Source organism: Gordonia sp. L191 (genome assembly GCF_030077625.1).
Lineage (GTDB): Bacteria > Actinomycetota > Actinomycetes > Mycobacteriales > Mycobacteriaceae > Gordonia > Gordonia polyisoprenivorans_A.
Genome location: NZ_CP125996.1, coordinates 1514488 through 1534473 on the forward strand (window position 1 = coordinate 1514488; position 19986 = coordinate 1534473).

Below are 19986 nucleotides of genomic sequence, written 5' to 3' on the forward strand. Positions count from 1 at the left end.
TCAGCCGGGCGGCCGTCCCGCCGCGATCTGCACGAGCGCCCGGACACTGACGTCGCGGGCGCGGCGGCGGGATTCGGCGAGCGGATTGTCGGAGGGCACGAGTAGACGTAAACCCTTGTGGTGGCTGCGGAAGCGCAGCGGCGTGGTGAGTTCGAGGGCTTCTCCGTCGACGCCCGCATAGGCGGTACCGCCAGCCGAGGAGACCTCGAAGGTCGGGGTGGTGAACTCGTGCCAGTGCGGGCTGGTCTTGCGCAGACCGACGGCCGACAGGGCGACCAGTGTGGCCGCTTCGGCGCCGGTGCGCGGCGACACGGCGACGACGCCGAGGAGGCCGGTATCCATCCGTCGTCGTTCACCGGCGTCGAGAAGGGCACCGGAATAGGGGTTGTTGGACACCAGGATCAGGAATGCGCCGTCAACCGCAGTGCCGTTGGCCGCGGTGAATTGCAGGTCGAAGGGTTCTGCGGTGTTGCCGAGGAGTTCGGGCAGCAGCGCCGCGGTGGTTTGAGCCTTGTCGTCGCGGTAGGAGTCCTGCTGCACGATTGTCGCGTACACCCCGAGCGAGACGTTGTTGACGAACAGGCGTCCGTTGACGGTGGCGTAATCGACTCGGCGGATCACACCGTCGGAGAAGGCCTGGACGTTGCGTCGTGGGTCGGACCGGTCGAGCCCGAGATCCAGGGCGAAATGGTTGCGGGTACCCGCGCTGACGCAGACGAACGGCAGGTCGTGTTCGATAGCGATGGCGGCGACGAGCGCTTGCGAACCGTCCCCGCCGGCCATCCCCAGACAGTCCGCACCACGCGCCACCGCGTCACGTGCGAGTTGTTCGAGATCGTCGTCGGGCCCCAGGACGACGGTCTCGACACCGATCCGGTGTGCTGTCTCGACGAGTTCGAACCGATCGACCTTGCCGCCACCGGATTTCGGGTTGCAGATCAGAACCGGATGTCGGGGCCGCCACGGCGCGTGCATCAGATCCAACTCGTGTAGATGCGGCGTCAAGGCGTGACGGGCCGAGGCGACGGCGATCACCCCGAGCGCGACGGCGACGATCAGGTGCACGACGAAAGCGCCGGAATCAACGACGGCCAGCACCAGCGCACTGACGAGCGCCGCGACCCCGAGCACCCCGACGGCGATACCGACGCCACGTCGTACCCCGCGTTCGGTGATCGCCCACCACGCGCCGAGCGCGGCGACGGCCAGACCCGCCACGCCGAGCACGAAGTGCAGACCGCTGTTGACCAGGAACACCAGAATCGCCACGAGGAGTCCGGCCGCGGCCAGCAACGCGACGACGGCACTGATCCGTCGCTGGCTCGTCACCTCGAGTCGGGGTCGGTGGTGATCAGAGCGCAGATCTCGGCGTAGCGCAGCAGAAAGCGCTTCTCGTCGAGACGTTTGCGGCGCATCCACGAGGTGACCTCGGTATTGCACTTACCCGCGTTGCACGACCGGCAACTCGGCACCACGTTACCGGCGGTGTACCGGCCGCCCCGGGAAATGGCGAGAACGCAATCCTTCTGTAGCGCAACGCCATCAGCCTCGCAGTAGGCGCATCCACCCCACAGTGAGATCAACTGCTCCCATTGCTCGGGGGTGAGGTCATGGGTGACCGCGTCCATTCGGCGCCGACGACGTTTCGCGTAGCGGCGGGCACGGGTGCGGTTGGCGGGCACGACGATCAGGGTAGGCCATCACCCGGTCTCATGCGCTGAGGCCGGCCGGCACGATCCCGCTCGGTGTGTACTTCTCGCGCCGGATGTTGCGCGCGGGCATGCGCCGGCGTTTGCAGGCCTTCACCCCGGCGTCGACCATCGCCGGCGGCCCACACAGGTAGGCGACGTACCCGCGCAGCGATGCGAAGTCGTCGAGCACCGCGTCACCCACGTAGCCGGTACGCCCGTCCCACGCCGACTGACTCAGACACGGGACGTAGGTGAGCCCGCGGTGGCGCTCGGCCAGCTCTTGCCAGAACTGCTGATGGTAGAGGTCGGACTCGTGGCGGACCCCGTGGTACAGATGGATCTCGCGGTGGGGATCGTCGGTGAGAGCCTGCACCGCAATCGATGTCAGTGGTGCCAGACCGGTGCCGCCCGCGAGCAACAGCATCGGTGCCTCGGGCTCGTCGGCCTCGGGTGCGTAGGCGAAGTCACCCCACGGACCGCGCATCTCGAGTTCGTGGCCGACATCGAGACCGCCGAAGATCCACCCGTCGGTCGCCATACCGCCGGGCACCCGGCGGATCTGGAACTCCAGCCTGCTCGTCGACGTCGGTGGATTTGCCATCGAGTACTGACGCCACTCGCCGGTGCCCGGAACCGCGATCTCCATGTACTGGCCGGCCGAGAAGTCCAGTGGCTCATCGATATCCACGAGCACGGTCACCGTGTCGTGAGCCACGGTCTCGATGCCGTGGACGGTCCCGACCACATCGCGGAGTCGGTGCCGGGGGCCGGTCTGTTCGGGCGCGTCCACCTCGATCGTGGTGTCCGATCGCGGACGCGACTGACACGCCAGGACGAATCCACGCGCCTGATCGTCGGCGCCGAGCACCGTCTCCGGGATCTCGGGGGTGTCGACGGTGCCCGAACACAAGCGCACCTTGCATGTTCCGCACGTCCCCTGATTGCAGGAATTGGGCAGATACACGCCGTTGCGCAGGAAGGCGTCGAGCAGCGGCTGGTCTTCGGTGCAGGTCACGCTCGCCGACGCGGCGCCCACGACGTCGATGCGATGGGCCTGCGAGCCGGTCGTATCGGAAGCAGCCATCGCCCTCACGCCTCCCACGTGACGTGCAGCGAGGTCGGTCCGCGGAACCCCCAACCCCAGAACTCGACGTCGGAATCGGTGTCGCGCTCCAGATTCGGAATCGATTCGAAGAGTTCCTCCAGACCGATCCGGCACACTTGATTGGCGAAATAGATCCCCGCGCACGCGTGATTTCCGGCCCCGAAAGCCAAGTGCGGCAACGGTGGACGGGTGATGTCGTACTCCGAGGGCGCGGTGTACACAGCGGTGTCGTGGTTGGCCGAGCCGTAGGACATGAGCACGACGGTGCCCGCGGGCAGCGCCACCCCGGCGACCTCGACGTCGGCGGTGCTGATGCGGGCGGTGGCCGACCAGATCGGCGAGGTCCAACGCATCCCCTCGGAGATGGCCCGGGGGATCAGTCCGGGTTCGTCGACGACCTGCTCCATCTGATCCGGTCGGGTGAACAATCCGACCAGCGTGGAAGCCATCGCGTGACCGGGCTCCTGCATGGCGCCGAGCAGGTAGACGAACAGGGTCGGGTAGATGTAGTCGCGGTCGCGGGTCTGCCCGTCGGGCATGCCGTCGTGCAACCAGTGGGAGATGGCGCTGTCGTCGGGGTGGGTGATCCAGCGGTCGATCATCGGGTCGACGATCGCGCGGATCTCGGCCTTGGCCTCATCACCCTCGTCGAAACCTTCGGGATTGGTGAACTCGCCGTTCTCGTCGACGCCGGCATTGGTGAATGACCGGGACAGCTTGTGGAACCACTCGCGCAGTGTGTCCGAGCCGACCTCGCGCAGTCCGAGGAGGTCGCCGAGCGCCCGCACACTGACCGGTTCGCAGTATTGCGCGACGAGTTCGGCGTGGCCATCGTCCTCGAACGTCTCGAGGAACCGGCGTGCGATCGGCCGGACCAGATCATCGATCCACCGATCGACCTCTTGCGGCTGCAACGCCGGGTCGACCATCGACCGCAGGTCGTCGTGGATGTCCCCGTTGACTCCGATGACCGCCGGGTGCCCGAAGGTCCGCCCGCCGGCCTTGGTGATGATCGCCTCGAAGTGCTCGCTGGTGGCGATCTCCCGGCAGATGTCGGTCGTGGTGGCCACGTACGAGCCGAGGACGGGGATGTAGGCCAACGGGCGCTCGGCACGTAGCCGCTCGTACACCGGGTACGGGTTGCGCTCGAGCTCGGTCATGGTGATCTCGTCGATCCAGCTCGGTGCCGGAGTGGGGTTGGACGGGGTGGGTGTCTCGGTGATCGTCATGGAGTACTCCTCTGGTCGGTGGCAGGCGATCGGAACTGCTCTGGCCCGAGACGGTAGGGCCGATCGGGACCGGCCTCGACACCGATTGCGCGGGGGAGACACCGAATGCGCGATGGAGTTGTGATCGATATCGCATCAGCCGGTCGATGTGAGGTAGACAAGACCTCAGGCCGGCGCAGCCCGCCGGCCGGGCCGACGAAAGAACCGCCACCCGCATGTTCACCGAACACACGTCCACCGGGCACTCGTCAACCGGGCACGGGGCACCGGACGGGGAGACCCGGGACTGGGACGCCGCGCACCGTGCCGTCGCCGATGCGTACTTCCCGCACGAACTCACCGACCTCGACGGCACCGGAGACGTCGCGCTGTCACTGCGGACCGTCGAACTCGGCGGCGTGACGATCGGTCGACTGACCTGGGGTACCGACGTCGCGATCACCTGCGCCTATCCGGGGGCCTACGAGGTCAACATCCCGATGTCGGGACGACTGCACTCGCGCCACGAAACGCGTGAGGTGGTCTCGACGCCCGGACGAGCGACGGTCTTCGCCGCCGACCGCGAGTCGCAGATCACTCGGTGGACCGCTGATTGCGACGTGATCGGCGTCAAGTTCGATGCCGATCACCTCGAACGCGAAGCCGACCGCATCCACGTCGGTGCCGTGCGCCGACGCCTCGTGCTGCCCGATCAGATCGACGTCGCGACCGCCGCGGGGCGGTCGTGGCTCGACCTGGTCTCGGCGTTGTCCGCGCAACACCGCGAGCCCGTCGACCTGCTCGCCAATCCATTGGTCGGCCCGCAACTGGCGGGCGCGGTGACCGCGGCATTCCTGCTCACGGTCGCGCCCGATCCCGTCGACGCGGCACATCCACTGCGACCGCGCACCGTCAAAAGGGTCCTCGACGCCCTGCACGCCGACCCGGCGCGACCGTGGACACTGGCCGAGATGGCAGCGCTCGCACAGACCAGCGTGCGTCGTCTGCAGGAGGCCTTCGCCGAATACGTCGGTGCGACGCCCACGGTGGCCCTGCGTGACATCCGATTGGCGCACGCGCACAACGACATCGAGCGCGGAGCGGGCACGATCTCCGACATTGCGGCGCGGTGGGGTTTCAGCAGCGCGAGCCGCTTCGCCGCGGCCTATCGGCGGCGGTACGGTGCTCGGCCGTCGGAAGTGCTGCGCAGGTGATCGCGCTCCGACAGCAACGGGGCAACGATCAGCGAGCCCCCGATGTGTAAACACAGTGACCTGTGTCGTACATTGAAGCAGATCATATATTTGATACAGACAGAGGTGCACACCGATGGACATGACCTGGTCGGATGACGACATCGCCTTTCGCGACGAGGTGCGTGAGTTCCTCGACGCCGAACTGACCCCGGAGCTGCGCGCCGCCGGCCGACTGCGCACCAGCGTGTACACCGACCACGAGGCGTCGATGGAGTGGCAGGCGGTCCTGCACAAGCGTGGATGGGCCGCGCCGGTGTGGCCGGTCGAGCACGGCGGCTGCGACTGGTCGCTGACCCAGCACTACATCTTCAGCCGCGAATCGGTGCTGGCCGGTGCGCCCGCGCTGTCCCCCATGGGGATCCGCATGGTCGCCCACGCGATCATCGCCTTCGGTACCCCCGAACAGAAGGCGTTCTACCTGCCCGGCATCCTCACCGGCGACGTCTTCTTCTGTCAGGGTTACTCCGAACCGGAATCCGGCAGTGATCTCGCCTCGCTGTCGATGTCGGCGGTCTCCGACGGGGACGATCTGGTGTGCACCGGCAGCAAGATCTGGACAACCCATGCCGCCGAGGCCAATTGGATGTTCTGCCTGGTCCGTACCTCACGCACCGGCAAGAAGCAGGAGGGCATCACCTTCCTGCTGATCGACATGAACTCCCCGGGCATCGAGGTGCAGCCGCTGGTGATGGCCTCGGGTGAGCAGGTGCAGGCGCAGGTGTTCTTCGACGAGGTGCGGGTGCCGAAGAAGAACGTGCTCGGCGCGATCGACGACGGCTGGACGGTCGCGAAGTATCTGCTGGTGTTCGAGCGCGGCGGCGGCGCGGCCGCGCCGGGATTGCAGGTGATGGTGGAAAACCTCACCGATCATGCGTCGACGGTCACCGGGCCGTCGGGGGTGCCGCTGGCCGACGAGCCGGCGTTCGCCGCCAAGCTCGCCGATCTGCGCACGCGCGCAAAGGTTCTCGAGGTTCTCGAATATCGCGCGCTCGCGGAGATGAGTGCCGGACGCAATCCGGGCGCGATCTCTTCGATGCTCAAGATCCTCTCGACCGAGCTGAGCCAGCAGATCACCACCCTCGGCGTGGAGGCGGCAGGCCCCCGCGGACGGGCGTACCAGCCGCACGCCGCCGCGCCGGGTGGGCCGATCGCCGACTTCGTGCCGCCGGCCGACGGATATGTCAGTGGGCAGGCGTGGCAGGCGGTGGCGCCGCTGCTCTACCTCAACGACCGTGCCGGCTCGATCTACGCGGGCAGCAACGAGATCCAACGCAACATCCTCGCCAAGGCCGCCCTGGGCCTGCCCCAGTACTGACCGGAAAGGTTTCTTCCTCCATGGATTTCGATCTCACCGCCGAACAGCAACTGCTCTCCGACGGGCTCACCCGCTTTCTCGATTCCCGCTATGACCTCACCGAGAGCCGCAAGGTCGCCAAGGTCGGCGACGGATGGCAACCACAGATCTGGCGCGCCTTTGCCGACGAACTCGGCGTCATCGGTGCGTGCCTGCCCTCGACGGTCGGCGGTGACGACGGCGGCCCCGAGGAGCTGATGGTTGTCACCGAGGCGCTCGGCCGCGCCCTCGTCGTCGAACCGTTCGTCGACACGGTGGTCCTCGGCGCCGGTCTGCTCGCGCGTACCGGACACGACGGTGCACTCGAGGTCGCGCGGTCGGTGACCGCGGGCGAGACCCTCGTGGCCACCGCCGCGCTCGAGGACACCTCGGGCGGACGGCTGCACCACGTGACCACCCGCGCCGAGGAATCCGACGGCGGCTGGGTTCTCCACGGCGCCAAGGCTGTTGTCACCACCGCCCCGATCGCCGATCAGCTGATCCTCACCGCGCGGATCTCCGGCGGCGACGACGACCGCGACGGCATCGGCCTGTTCCTGATCCCGCTCGGCGACGCCACGCCGGCCGGGTTGACCCAGCACGGGTTCCGCACCGTCGACGACCGCCGCGCCGCGGACCTCGCCCTCGACGGCGTGCAGTTGAGCGGCGACGCACTGATCGCCCGCGGTGCCGACGCGCTCGCGCTACTCGAACGCGCATGGGACACGGCCACCGCCGCGGTGGTCTCCGAAGCGGTCGGCCTGATGCGCAAGGTGTTGGCCGACACCATCGCCTACACCACCCAGCGTCAGCAGTTCGGGCGCCCACTCGCCGGCTTCCAGGCATTGGCGCACCGCATGGTCGACATGTACATCGAGCTCGAACAGGCCGTTGCCGCACAATATCTGGCGATCCTGTCGCTCGACGCGGAACCCGCCGAGCGGGCTGCGGCGGTGTCGGCGGCCAAGGCCACGATCAGCCGGGCCGCACGATTCATCGGCCAGAACTCGGTGCAATTGCACGGCGGAATGGGCATGACCGAGGAACTCGCGATCGGACACTACTTCCGGCGACTCACCGTCATCGAATACGAATTCGGTTCGGCCGACGCTCATCTGGCGAGGGTCGAGAAACTCGCCCGAGCCTGAGCGAACTCGGCCTCGATCTCGGCCCGACCCAGCACCGGGTCGGTGCCGGGCACATGTGTCGGCTCGGTGTGGGCCGCGTTTGTCCCGCCGGCCACCCGGCGGCGGGCAGCCGCGAACTCCGGAAGCTCGCCGATGCCGGCGTGCGCGGCGTTGAGCAGCGACCACACGGCGCTGCGCCGGGCGCGGCGCTCGACGGGATGAGGCGGGGAATACATGACGAGTTGTCCGGCCCACCGGGGCAGGGTGTCGCGGATTGCCCAGTCGACTGCAGCCGCAGCGGGATTGGGCACGTTGGCGCCGGTCGCCATCGCCGCCCCGTAGGTCAACGCCAGACGCGGCAGATACGACCGCAGGCATTCGAGGGTCTCGGCCTTGGTGGTCGGGAGGTCGGTGCCCCCGAGCGCATGACCGACCCGGACGAACTCGCCGTAATAGCGATCGAGGTCGGCACCGCGCAGCGGGCGCGGATGATAGATCTCGAGCGCCGTCGCCAACCCCCACACCACGGTGGCGTAATTCCAGCGCAACCACTCGGGATCGTCGGCGTCGTAGGTGGCGCCGTCGGGACGAGTGCCCTTGATCGTGTGGTGCATGGCGGACCGTGCGCGCCACTCGTTCGGCGGTCTCGGTGCTGCCGTAGGCGGTACCGATGAAGAAGGCGACCGAGTGTCCCAGGCGAATGGATGCACCGTCGGGATCGATCCGGGGCAGTGCGGCCGGGTCGTCGGAGCGTTGCACCAGCCGCGAGTGGTGCATGCCCATCCAGTAGATGCTCGGGTCGAGGCGCTCCAGATAAGACGCGCACTGCAAGCCGAAGACGAGGGCAGGCGTGTGTGAATGGACATACCAGGTGGCGCTGTCCGGACCGAACCATCCCGGATCGCCGGCGGGGTTCTCGAACTCCATGCCGCGGAAGAACTTTGCGCGGATGTTTGCGTCGAAGAAGCCGGTCAGCCAGTCGCCGACCCACTGGTGCGGCATGGCGAACGGCAGAGTCGGCACTGGCAGGGTCGGCAACGGCAGTGATCCCAGGTCGATCCGGGGCAGCTTGATCGCGGACGGAGTCTTCATCGTCTCTCCCTGCGCTCGTGGTGGTGCGCGACCGGACCGATTTTGGCCACGCATGTGCCGCGCTCGCTCGAAGTCTGGACTGGAGAACGCAAAGTCTGGATTCCTGGACTAAAGCGCCCCATCGGTCACAGACTCTGGACGGCACACACATGAGACATCAGTATGGCGCCGGTTGTGACGAGGCTTGGCCATGACGCAGGTATCAACTCAATGTCGACTCTCGCTCCCCAACCGCGCCACCGAGGGTGAAGAGCGAACATGAGTGTCGCCAGTTCCAGGTGCGGCTTCCCGAGGATCTGCTACGTGAGCTCGCAATCCATCGTGCCGGTGCGGGAGAGACCCGCCAGTCGGTCGCGGAGAGCGCTCGCCGAGTACCTGGAGCGGCATAGGTCTCTTTGATATCAAGGCGTCGCCACAACTAGACGGTATGAGGAGGTTGGGACTGCTGCACGGATAGGTGACAGTTGGGGTGTCATGCCGCTGAGGCGGCTGTGTTGATGATGGTCTCGTATTCGATGGGCGTCAACCGACCGAGGCGGGCTTGTCGGCGTCGGCGGTGGTAGGTCCGTTCGATCCAGGTGACGATCGCGATCCGCAGTTCCTCGCGGGTGGCCCACCGTTGCCGGTCGAGGACGTTTCGTTGGAGCAGTGCGAAGAATGATTCCATGGCGGCGTTGTCACCCGCGGCACCGACCCGCCCCATCGACCCGACTAGACCGTGCCGGTTGAGCGCCGACACGAACTTCCTTGATCGGAATTGAGATCCTCTGTCCGAGTGAACAATACAACCCGCAACATCGTCTTCTCGGCGGGCGACCGCGTTGTTGAGCGCTGTCACAGCGAGACGGGACTTCATCCTCGAGTCGATGCTGTAGCCGACGATCCGCCCCGAGCAGGCGTCCTTGATCGCGCAGAGGTAGAGCTTGCCCTCGTCGGTCCAGTGCTCGGTGATATCGGTCAGCCACAACTCATTCGGACTGTCGGCGGTGAAGTCCCGTTCGACCAGGTCGTCGTGCACCGGCGGACCAGGCTTCATACCGTTCTTCCCACGCCTTTTACCGAAGCTCGACCACCAGCCGTTGGCGCAGCAGATCCGCCACACCGTCCTTCCACTCATCGCCTGACCGGCGACTTCTGCTTCGTCGGCAAGGAACCGATACCCGAACTCCGGGTCGTCACGATGGGCATCGAACAGGGAATTCGCTCGGTGCGCTTCGACCCATTCGGCGGTAGTGACTGGCTCTGTGAGCCAGCGGTAGTAGGGCTGGCGGGAGAGCTTGAGGACCCGGCACGACACCGCCACGGGAATCCCGTCGGCGGCGAGCTCCTTCACGAGCGGGTAGAACCTTTTCCCGGCAGATTCGCCTGCGACAGATACGCAGCCGCCCGCCGCAGCACCTCATTCTCCTGCTCCAACAACCGGATTCGCTTGTTCGCCTCCCGCAGCTCCGCGGACTGCCCGCTCGTCATGCCGGGCTTGGTGCCGTCGTCGACGTCGGCGCGGCGCATCCACTTCTGCAAGGTCATCGGGTGCACCCCGAAATCCTTCGCGATCTGCTCGATCGTCACACCCGACTCGCGCTCGCGGGCAACCCGGACCACGTCATCACGGAACTCTTTCGGATACGGCTTGGGCACGATAGCCATCCTTCCAGGCCCACCCCCTCGGGCAAGCCAGATCAGATGTCACCTATCGATGCAGCAGTCCCCTTGGTATCCGCGTGACACTGGGCGATAACGCGTATCGCTCGCTCGCGACCGACCGCGCCACCGCCTGTCAGTTCCGCCAGCCATCTGAGTGTTTCCGGTTTGCTGCGTTCGACCGTCGGCCACCACGCCGCGCCAACCACAGGGTGCTTCCACCGACGCATTGCGAGAACACCGAGATTGGTCCGACGCTGACGCCCCATGTCGGTGAACACCTCGTAGTTGACACTGAACATGGTGCACGTTCGGCGCATAAGTCGATCGGCGACCAAGCCTGAGTAGGTGGACATACCAGACGTGTACTTCATGTCTGCGAACCACCGAGTTCCGTCGCGATCCTGACCCGCAACGTCAGGAATGTGAACAATCGTCCTCGACCCGTATTGCCAACGCACAGCGCATGGTTGGCCGATGTACCCCCAGTGTTGTGGCCTGCGGTCGAACTGACGCATCCAGGCGACCTCCAACAGCGACTCAGCCAGCACCGAGTGCAGATGATCGCCAAATCGCGTTGTGTGATAACCGAATTTCGAGCGCGCTTTGTTGTGTGTTCCGATCCTGCGGGCCGGTTGAGAACCGAGAGATCCACGGAATCATGCTCGGCCATGGTCGTCTCCAGGACGCATTTGCCGTCCCAGAAGAACAGTCTGGCCGTCTGCGCGATCTCTCCGACCGAGTCATTGTCCGCGAGCACGCGTTTCCCATCCGCACGTGTCATCTGCCGACCAAACAGGGCTGTCAGGTCCTTGCTGATTCGACGAGTTCCTCGTCGAGCGGGGACCCTTGGTGGCTGAGGTTGGCCGGTCATCGGACTCGCCTCTGAGCCAAATTGAGGCGGGCGAACTGAATTTTGGGCGCGCGAAAGCGCTGAAATGTACTCACCTGAGTGTATCCTTCGAAATGGAATAGGAGTCCACGTTGACGACGTGAGGCGCTGACAGGAGCCGGGCCGCCACCCGGCTTTCTGTGTGTCTGGGCAGTTCAGGGCATAGTTCTTGCCGCTGCTGCGCTCAGAAGAAGCGCCGGCGGCGCACGTGCGAGACAGCCGAGCACCAAGCCCCGAGTCGATCGGGAAGGCGCAACAGCGCCAGCACCGCTGGAGACGGAAACTTCGAGGCGATCACCTTGCCTCGGCTCTGCAGCTAGGCCACACACGCGCTGACGCACCCTTCAACGTTTGGAACGCGGGCGCCTGCGTGTGTGGTGACAGGCGTGTTCGATACAACCCTAGTCCAGCGCTCGTCACTGAGGCGTTGAACGACACGATCGAACTGCGGGGTCCAAGGCTCGTCACGATCTGCGCTAGCTGCAGTCCCCAGCCAGCTCGGCAGCCGTTCCTCGGACTTGTCCCCTGAAATGGCCCGGGTTCCAGCACCCGTTGACTATTGTGTCTCCGTGAGATTGAGCCGAATCGTTGTGAAGAACTTCCGCAATCTTGTCGACATCGACGTGCCTCTGTCACGTCACACTGTGATCGTCGGCGAGAATAGGTCAGGGAAGAGTAATCTGTTGCACGCCATGCGCCTGGTTCTCGACAACACGCTCTCAGGCGACCAACGACGGTTGCGGCCCGAGGACTTCTGGGACGGACTCGCAACCGCGCAGGACGATCCGATGAACAGCGGTGAGACAGTCGAAGTATCGCTTGAAGTCACAGAATTCGAGAAGGAGCCACCCGTGGTCGCAGCACTGGGCGACGCGCTCATCTCCGGAACCCCAATGACGGCAAGGCTCACGTACCGATGGGAGCCCGATCCACTCGTTACCGACGGCGGTGTTTACCGAGCCCGTTTGTACGGTGGCGCAGACGACAACCCCATATCCTCCTCAGACGTTCGGGACAGACTGATCACCGTCTTCATGCATGCGCTACGCGACGTCGAGAACGATGTGAAGAGTTGGCGCCGATCTCCGCTTCGCGCACTTCTCGAAGGTGCGGCCCAAAGCGCTGATGCCGCCGACCTCGACAAAGTGCAGGAGGCCATGAAAGCTGCAAATGAATCGCTGAACACTCTCGACCCCCTGATCACACTCAGCCAGCGCATCTCGGCGAGCACGACAGCGACAGTCGGCACGAACCAGGGACTCGAAGCCACCCTCGCAGCGGTACCGCCAGACCCTCGACGACTGATTCGGGCAATGCAACTTCTTGTCGATGGCTCCGCCCAACGACAGCTTTCGAGTGCAAGCCTCGGTGCGATGAATGTCTTGTACTTCTCGCTCTTGGAGTTACAGTTGCAGCAGCGTTTGCAGACGTCCGAGGTCGCGCACGTGTTGCTTGCGATCGAAGAGCCTGAGGCACACCTACATCCGCATCTGCAGCGGCTCCTCTTCCAGCATCTGCAGGCGGGCGACAGCGATCGGTCGACAGTCGTCACAACGCATTCGCCGCACATCGCGAGTGTGACCTCGGTGCGAAACCTGATCATGTTGCGCACTACACCCGACGGCACGGTTGCGCATGCCGCCAGCCGAGCTGACCTATCGGAGGCTGAGTGGAATGATATTGACCGGTACATGGATGCGACTCGATCGGAATTGGTCTTCGCCCGACGGGTGCTCTTAGTCGAAGGGGTAGCCGAGCAACTCTTGGTTCCAACCCTGGCGCGCAGAATTCCGATCGACCTCGACAAAGCAGGCATTTCAGTGTGCGCTATCGGGGGTACTCATTTCTCTGCGTATATCAAGCTGTGCAACGCATTGGGAATCCCATGGGCGGTCCTGACTGACGGCGATCCCGACATCAAGGTGACGGGTAATAGACGGAAAGAGCTGCTGGAGAAACAGATTGACGCCGACCCAGATGCCATCTTCGTCGGTTCAACCACCTTCGAGCACGACATCGTCGCGCAGTCAGATGCCAACCGATCCACCATCCTGGGAGTGCTCAAGGATCTCCTCGATGATCCTGACGACGACGACATCGCAAGTCTCGCGGCGTGGGATGAAGAGACTCCGGAGGTGAAGGCTTTCCTCAAAATGATCACAGATAGCGGGGGCAAAGGTCGATTCGCCCAAAGACTTTCGAGTACTGATCTCGATCCTCCGCAACACCTCGCTGACGCGCTCACGTGGCTCCTGGCGCCGCAGAAGTGAGCCGGCTACAGCACGAAGTAGACGAACTACGGACGAATTCAGACCAGTGGGAAGCATTTCAGCAAACGGGTCACTGCGCCGTGCTCGCTCCGCCCGGAAGCGGAAAAACCAAACTGTTGGTAACAAAGGCCGTTTGGCTGGCGAATAACGCTCTCGATCCAGGGCGCCGTCTTGCCTGTATCACCCTGACGAACCCCGCTGCAGCCGAGCTCCGCTCTCGAGCGCGCTCGTTGGGGCAGCCGGTCGGACGAACGGTCGTTGTCGCGACCGTGCACTCATACGCGTGGTCGCAGATCGTGCGACCGCTCGCACCAGCAGCTGGCTTCCCAGAGTGGTCAGAGTTCGAGCTCGCACCACGCAACGAGACCAACGCGGCAATGCGAGAAGCCATCCGTTACGTGTTCGGACCTCAAAGCGACACCCGCTTCGTGGACGCAACGGTCAAACGAAACCGTAAACTACTTTCCGAAGACTCATGGGAGGCGACGGGCGACAAAATTCGGGCAGTTGCACTGAGATACGAAAGCTTGTTGCGAGCCAACGGCTACGTCGACTTTGACGGTGTCATCGCCATGGCGGTGCGGCTTGTAGAGCAATACCAGTTCGTGAGAACTGTGCTTCACGCGCGGTACCCGTACCTGATGGTTGACGAATATCAGGACCTCGCACCGGGCCTCCATCGCATAGTCACCGCGCTTTCGTTCGACGATGGCGAAACAACTCTCTTCGCCGTTGGTGATCCAGATCAGGCCATCTACGGCTGGACTGGCACCCGGCCTGAATTGCTACTTGAGTTGGCGAATTTGCCATCCGTGCATCGGGTTGATCTGAAGACCAACTACCGGTGTGGTGCACGGATCGCGGAGGCGGGCCGCCGAATCCTCGGGCGTGAACCTTCAGCAGCCGTGACGACCCGAGCAGGCGGCACTGTGACCGTTCGGTGTGAAAGCCGCGGATTGACCGCCCAAGCGGGCTACATCGCAGGTCGAATCCTGGAGCTGCAGTCGAGTGGAACATTACTACACGAGATTGCTGTTCTTGCACCAACCCACGACGACTGCAACGAGCTCGTCTCGGTTCTCAACGACCACGGGATCACTGTGGCTTGGCGTGCGGATGCCTACGCCTCCACCCCGCTGACGCTCGTTCTGGAAGCGTTCGCGGCTTGGGCCGCATGCGGCCGGGAAAACAGCGGTTACGGGCTCGGCGGACTGCTTGACGCCTGGCGCCAACTCGCCGATTGGGACACCATGTCCGCAAGTGTCGATGATGTGGTGGCAGTACTCCTCACCACCTCTGCGGATAGGCCCGCGACCGACTTCGTCGAGCCGATCGTCGCTATTCTCGAGTCCAGTGAAGCAATGAGCGTGCTCCGATCAGACGACGCTGACGAGCTCACGCGGATGCGGGGAGCACTGGCGTCTGACGGAGCGATGGCGGCCTTCTCTGCGGCCGACTTAGGCCGCATTCGCATGCGCGATGGGCGCGTTGAGGTTTCGACGATGTCGGCGAGCAAGGGCCTGGAATTCGACCATGTGTTCATCGCGGCACTGGAACAGGGGAAGCTTCCGTATTACAAATCGCAGCGCGGCACGCCCGAGTGGGAGGAAGACCGACGCAAGTTCTATGTCTCGTTCACCCGCGCTAGGCACGCGGTGGAGGTCCTGTACTCCGGATGGTATTCGACGAGTTGGGCCCGAAAGAGCAACGGGCCGAGTATTTTTCTCCGTGAAGCCGGCCTTATCTAGCACGCGGCGGATACCCAATTCTCAAGCCACCAGTCATGGTCGTCGATGTTATCGCAAGGAGTCGACCAAACAAGTTTTCGCAGGGCTAGTCCAGGACATTAGGCTGGAGTGAACTTCCTGACCCAGACAAGGAGTTAAAGACATGAGCCGTCCGCCCATCAGCGCCGACATTGCGGTGCGGTTTGCACAGATCTACAAGTACGATCCCGCCGTCGAACGACCCACGCATCGTCAACTCACTGCTGTGTTCAACCGATATGGGTTCGACGACGTCGCGCCATACGATCCGTCTGCAGAATCTAACCCCAACAAGGAGATACGAGTACGGCGGGTCCTTGAGGCCGTTCGGCGCCAACCACGGCATGCCCGCGACGTCGTAGATGCACTACTTGTCGATCTCCGAGCGCTTGATTGTTTCACGAATGGGAGCATCGGCGCCGATGTCATGACGCGTCTCCAGACGGCATTCAAGGCCGAGGGGTTTGAGCTTACCGAGATCGGTGAGCTCCGGACTGCTGGACCGATCGACCTGTCGACCGGCGGCCGCGCAGCACTCGATGAGCAGCTCGCTCGGCTGCTCAAAGCTGACGACGACCCTGCACTGGCACTCGGCGCGGCCAAGGATTTGTTGGAGGCTGTCGCTAAGTTTGTGCTCGATGAAATTGGCTGGCCATACGACTCGAAGGACGACTTCAGCAAGCTTTGGCACTTCGCGCGGGAGCGGCTCGGGCTGCTGCCACAGCAGGCCGCATCCGGGCCCGCACAAAAGCAGGTGCAGCAGATTCTGCAATCCGCATGGGCCATTGCGTCGAAAGTCAGCGAGATCCGCAATGCGCACGGCACTGGGCACGGACGTACGTTGCCAACCGGTGTCACGTCGGAAATAGCTGAGATGGTGGTTCGCGAGGCATGCAGTGTCGCTGAGCTGGTGCTGACAACGCTTGACCGGCAGCTCGGGCGTCGCCCCTGAGCGCTGGCCGTTACCACGAGTTTCACTCGGTCGTTGAAAGATCGCGGGCAGGTCCTCACCGCTGCGGTCGGCTTCTACCTCACTTACGAGGTCGTCCAAGAACTGTTTGTTCGGCGCGCTCGATCGCAGAAGCGGGTGAGTTTGACCGGTGCTGCCCACCCAATGGTCTGTGTTCAACCCGCCAACCGCCGGCCATTCTTGCAGGTCAGCGCGATGTTTCGAGCGAGTCCAGACTTTCCATCAAATCAGAGTCCAGGAATTCACCGTTTTCCCAGCTAGCCAGTCCAGACTTTCGGCGAGCGCGGCAGCATGTAGCCAGACTGCGGTCTGGTCACACCTGTGACCAGACCTTTCGTGACTTCACCACGCGCCGTACGGTGAGACGATGTCGAACACGACCCGATGGGCCGGGGTGTCGTTGAGCGATCGGCGTACCGAACGACGGGCGTTGCTGATCGCGGCGGCCTACGACCTGCTGGGTACCGATCTGCTCGGTCACGACCCGTCGGCGCTGTCGGTGCGGGCGCTGTGCCGCGCGAGCGGCCTCAACTCCCGCTACTTCTACGAGAGTTTCGCCGACCTCGACGAGTTACTCGGCGAGCTCTACGACGAGGTGGCCGCCGACCTCGCGGGTGTGGTCGCCGCGGCGATCGAGTGCGCCGGCCCTTCCGTACGATCGCGTACCGCGGCGGGTATCCGCGCTGTGCTCGGTCATGCCGGCGACGATCCACGGCGCGGCGCGATCCTGTTCACCCACGCCCGCGCCAACCCGGTGCTCGCCGCCCGTCGTGTGGCGACCGAGGAACTCCTCATGTCCTCGGTCCTGGCCGAAACCGTTCGACAACAAGGGGATCGGACGTCACGCCCGATGGCCGATCAGGTCGGGGCGGTGATGTTCGCCGGCGCGATGGCCGAGCTGGCACGGCAGTGGCTGGGCGGTCATCTGGGGTCGGATCTCGACGTCGTCGTCGATGCGGCGACCGCCTTCGTCCTGCGATCGGCACCCGCACGTACCTGATCGGTGGTGGGGGTCGCGAGCACCTCGCGCAGCAGCATCACGCGCACCGGTGCGAGGCCGGCCACCGACACCGCGATCACGGTCAACGAAATCCACAGCAGCGCACCGCTGGCCAGCAGCAACAACTGCAGTGTCCAGGACGGGGCGGTCAGCGATTCCGACGCCAGCTGGCGTGCCCACAGGCGCCAATAGATCATCAGATTCACCGTGAGCCCGACGACGTAGGAGACGCCGAAGGACACCAGATACGGACGCCACGTCCCGTCGCGAAGCCGCGCCGAGAGCGATTCGTGTCGCAGCGGCGCCACCACGGAGAGCACGTTGCCCACGCCGAGCCAGACGAGCACCATGACGACGAGTTGATCGATCATCGCCGCGAGGTCGAGGTCGGTGGTGACCGCGAGGTAGGCGAGGATGGGGGTGGCGGCGATCGCCACCCCCATCAGGATCATCAGGTTCTTGGCGACCAGGATCCGCCACAGACGTTCACCGGCCCGGATGTCGGTCCACACCCGTGCGGCGTCGAAGCACAACGCGTTGGTGCACACCACACTCCCGACGACACCACCGAAGACATACAGGGTAAGCGACCCGGCCTTCTCGTAGGTCGCCCACCCCACGGATCGATAGACGACGACCAGCGACAGGCTGATCGCGAGGGTGATGACCACGCGGATCAGCACCGCGTGCGGTCGGGAGCGCAGCGCGCGCCACCTCGTCCGCGGTGCGCTGCAGCAGCGCTCGGGTGGCGGTGACGATGAGTCGGATGGTCTCCCGACGACCACTGGAGCGGGCGGGTGAGGAGTCGCCGAGCGCGGCGTCGGCGTAGGTGAGATCCAGACGTGCGCGGCGTATCGCGTCGTCGGCGAGTTGAAGCCGCAGTGCGTCATCGGGTTCCGAGACGGCGGCCAACTGCTCGGCCAAGCGCGCCGCGTCGGTGGCCAGAGCGGCGATCTCGGAGGACAGTGAGTCCCCGGTGGCGCTGGTGTTCATGCCGACCATCTGATCACCCGGACCCGCCGGGGTGCACGGCAGGCCGTCGAATCGGACGTGGGGATCAGGGGAAGGGTAAGCCTCCGGTGCCGCCGTTTCCGTTGCCGTTGCTGGGCACCGTGGTCTGCGTATTGTCCACGGCACTGCCGAGTTTCACGGTGACGGTGTGCTCCTGGCCGCCGCTGGACACGGTGATGGGCACCGTTGAACCGGGCTCGTGGGTGAGGATCTGCGCCATCAGGTCGGCGTAGTTGGTGACGCGCTGATCGCCGACCTTGGTGATCATGTCACCGGGCTTGATGCCTGCGGCCGCGGCTGCTCCGTCACCCGAGACATTGGTGATCTGGGCGCCTTCGACGCCGGAGGTGCCGGACTCCGACAACGAACCCGTCACCCCCAGAACAGGTTTGGTCGCATGACCGTCGGCGAGCAGTTCGTTGGCGACCCGACGTGCGGTGTTGATCGGGATGGCAAAGCCCAACCCGTACGCCTGCACGCCGCCCTGCGACGCCTGGCCGGTATCGACCGCGGAGTTGACGCCGATCACCTGCCCGGAGAGGTTCACCAGCGGGCCGCCGGAGTTACCGGGGTTGATGGGTGTGTCGGTCTGCAATCCGTTGTAGACCGCGACCGCCGAGCCCTGTTCGTCACCGGCGGTGACGGTGCGCGAGAGATTGCTGATGATTCCGGAGGTGACGGTGTTCGACAGGCTCTCAGGACTGCCGACCGCGACGACCTGCTGGCCGACCTGGAGCCCGTCGGAATTGCCCAGCGACGCCGGCGTCAGTCCGGCGGCGTTCTGCAGCTTGATCACGGCGAGATCGTAGGACGGCGACGTCCCGACCACCGAGGCTCGATAGGTCTTCTGGTCGGTAGTGGTGACCTGAATTGCTGACGTGTTCCCGACTCCGGACACCACGTGATTGTTGGTCAGCACGTAGCCGTCGGGGGACAGCACGATTCCGCTGCCGACCGCCGTGCCCTGGGCACCGGCGACCTCGATGTCTGCGGTGAACTTCGACGCGGCTTGTGCGGCGTAGGTGACCGACCCGGGGTGCACATCGGCTGCGGTGGTCGCGGGCGGAGCCGCGAGTTGCGGCACGGTCGCCGTGGTGTGATCCACCAGCGCATTGCCGCCGAGTGCGACAGCGCCACCGATCAGGCCGGCGATGAGCGCCGTGGCGATGATCGGTTTCATCGACGGCCGCCGCGTCGCGAGGGGGCCTGCGGGCCCCGGCGGTGGTGTGGCCGGCCCATCCGGGTAGGGCTCAGCGGCGTACTGCCCGGCGGGCGGGTACCCGGCGGCGGGGTGGTGTCCGGTGGCGTAGGGCCCCGAGAGAGGCGAAGTGAAGCCGCCACCTGAGCCGTGCGCCGGTCCCCACGTGCCCGGCTGCTGCCCGTACGGGTGGGTTCCCACGGCGGTTGGCGGCGGCGGACTCACCGGCGGGGTCGGCGTTTCGGGAGTGATTGGATACTGGTGCGAATCCTGCTGGGTGCCCGAGATTTCCGCTCCGTCGGGAGTGCTCTCGCCCAGAACGTGGTTGTCGGGATGGCGATCTGTGGTCACCAGACCACGTTGCCCACGGTCGCTGAGAGCAATCCGAGAGGATTGTGTGGAATTGGCTGTCAGTTCGCCTCGAGG

Annotated in this window: 14 protein-coding genes and 1 pseudogene; 7 read left to right on the forward strand and 8 right to left on the reverse strand. The window is 64.9% G+C overall.

The window, feature by feature from the left end:
- Genes QNM97_RS06735 through QNM97_RS06750 form a run of 4 tightly spaced genes read right to left on the reverse strand, consistent with a single transcriptional unit; the run spans position 1 to position 4025 of the window.
- On the reverse strand, positions 1–1329 hold the full coding sequence (locus QNM97_RS06735; RefSeq protein WP_283822109.1) for a diacylglycerol/lipid kinase family protein: 1329 nt from the start codon (positions 1327–1329) through the stop codon (positions 1–3).
- Positions 1326–1682, reverse strand: a complete 357-nt coding sequence (locus QNM97_RS06740) for an HNH endonuclease (RefSeq protein WP_283822110.1) — start codon at positions 1680–1682, stop codon at positions 1326–1328. Before QNM97_RS06740 ends, QNM97_RS06735 begins: the two co-directional genes overlap by 4 nt.
- A 28-nt stretch (positions 1683–1710) precedes the next feature.
- A complete protein-coding gene (locus tag QNM97_RS06745) occupies positions 1711–2775 on the reverse strand; it encodes a 2Fe-2S iron-sulfur cluster-binding protein (RefSeq protein WP_283822111.1) in 1065 nt (354 codons plus the stop codon).
- 5 nt (positions 2776–2780) lie between these two features.
- Entirely contained in the window at positions 2781–4025 is a 1245-nt protein-coding gene (locus tag QNM97_RS06750) for a cytochrome P450 (protein ID WP_283822112.1), read from the reverse strand.
- 215 nt (positions 4026–4240) lie between these two features.
- Here QNM97_RS06750 and QNM97_RS06755 point away from each other — a divergent pair, with 215 nt between their 5' ends.
- The 3 genes from QNM97_RS06755 to QNM97_RS06765 all read left to right on the forward strand — a co-directional run bounded on the left by QNM97_RS06755 (position 4241) and on the right by QNM97_RS06765 (position 7741).
- On the forward strand, positions 4241–5218 hold the full coding sequence (locus tag QNM97_RS06755; RefSeq protein WP_283822113.1) for an AraC family transcriptional regulator: 978 nt from the start codon (positions 4241–4243) through the stop codon (positions 5216–5218).
- Positions 5219–5333: 115 nt separating this feature from the next.
- Positions 5334–6575 (forward strand): acyl-CoA dehydrogenase family protein, encoded by a 1242-nt coding sequence (locus QNM97_RS06760; protein WP_283822114.1) that lies wholly within the window; start codon positions 5334–5336, stop codon positions 6573–6575.
- 20 nt (positions 6576–6595) lie between these two features.
- The gene (locus QNM97_RS06765; protein ID WP_283822115.1) at positions 6596–7741 is read left to right on the forward strand and encodes an acyl-CoA dehydrogenase family protein; all 1146 of its coding nucleotides are present in this window, start codon (positions 6596–6598) and stop codon (positions 7739–7741) included.
- Here QNM97_RS06765 and QNM97_RS06770 read toward each other — a convergent pair.
- Together QNM97_RS06770 and QNM97_RS06775 are read right to left on the reverse strand one after the other, a co-directional pair.
- Positions 7705–8812: pseudogene (locus QNM97_RS06770) on the reverse strand (oxygenase MpaB family protein). The gene QNM97_RS06765 and the pseudogene QNM97_RS06770 sit on opposite strands and share 37 nt — an antisense overlap.
- Positions 8813–9284: 472 nt before the next feature.
- A protein-coding gene (locus QNM97_RS06775; RefSeq protein WP_283823118.1) for an IS3 family transposase occupies positions 9285–10450 on the reverse strand; the annotation gives its coding sequence in 2 pieces (ribosomal slippage) (positions 9285–10163 and positions 10166–10450; 1164 coding nt in all).
- A 1464-nt stretch (positions 10451–11914) separates the two neighbouring features.
- On the opposite strand from QNM97_RS06775, the gene QNM97_RS06780 reads away from it, so the two are divergent.
- The 4 genes from QNM97_RS06780 to QNM97_RS06795 all read left to right on the forward strand — a co-directional run bounded on the left by QNM97_RS06780 (position 11915) and on the right by QNM97_RS06795 (position 17351).
- On the forward strand, positions 11915–13615 hold the full coding sequence (locus QNM97_RS06780) for an ATP-dependent nuclease (RefSeq protein ID WP_283822116.1): 1701 nt from the start codon (positions 11915–11917) through the stop codon (positions 13613–13615).
- An 80-nt stretch (positions 13616–13695) separates the two neighbouring features.
- Positions 13696–15363 carry an ATP-dependent helicase gene (locus QNM97_RS06785; RefSeq protein ID WP_283822117.1) on the forward strand — a complete coding sequence of 556 codons (1668 nt, stop codon included), beginning with the start codon at positions 13696–13698 and terminating at the stop codon, positions 15361–15363.
- A gap of 142 nt (positions 15364–15505) precedes the next feature.
- On the forward strand, positions 15506–16333 hold the full coding sequence (locus QNM97_RS06790; RefSeq protein ID WP_283822118.1) for an abortive infection family protein: 828 nt from the start codon (positions 15506–15508) through the stop codon (positions 16331–16333).
- Positions 16334–16718: 385 nt separating this feature from the next.
- Positions 16719–17351, forward strand: coding sequence for a TetR/AcrR family transcriptional regulator (locus QNM97_RS06795; RefSeq protein ID WP_283822119.1), 633 nt, complete (start codon positions 16719–16721; stop codon positions 17349–17351).
- On the opposite strand, the gene QNM97_RS06800 is transcribed toward QNM97_RS06795, so the two are convergent.
- Positions 17273–18022, reverse strand: a complete 750-nt coding sequence (locus QNM97_RS06800; RefSeq protein WP_283822120.1) for a hypothetical protein — start codon at positions 18020–18022, stop codon at positions 17273–17275. The two genes, QNM97_RS06795 and QNM97_RS06800, sit on opposite strands and share 79 nt — an antisense overlap.
- A 386-nt stretch (positions 18023–18408) precedes the next feature.
- Positions 18409–19911 (reverse strand): S1C family serine protease, encoded by a 1503-nt coding sequence (locus QNM97_RS06805; protein WP_283822121.1) that lies wholly within the window; start codon positions 19909–19911, stop codon positions 18409–18411.
- Positions 19912–19986: the final 75 nt, after the last annotated feature.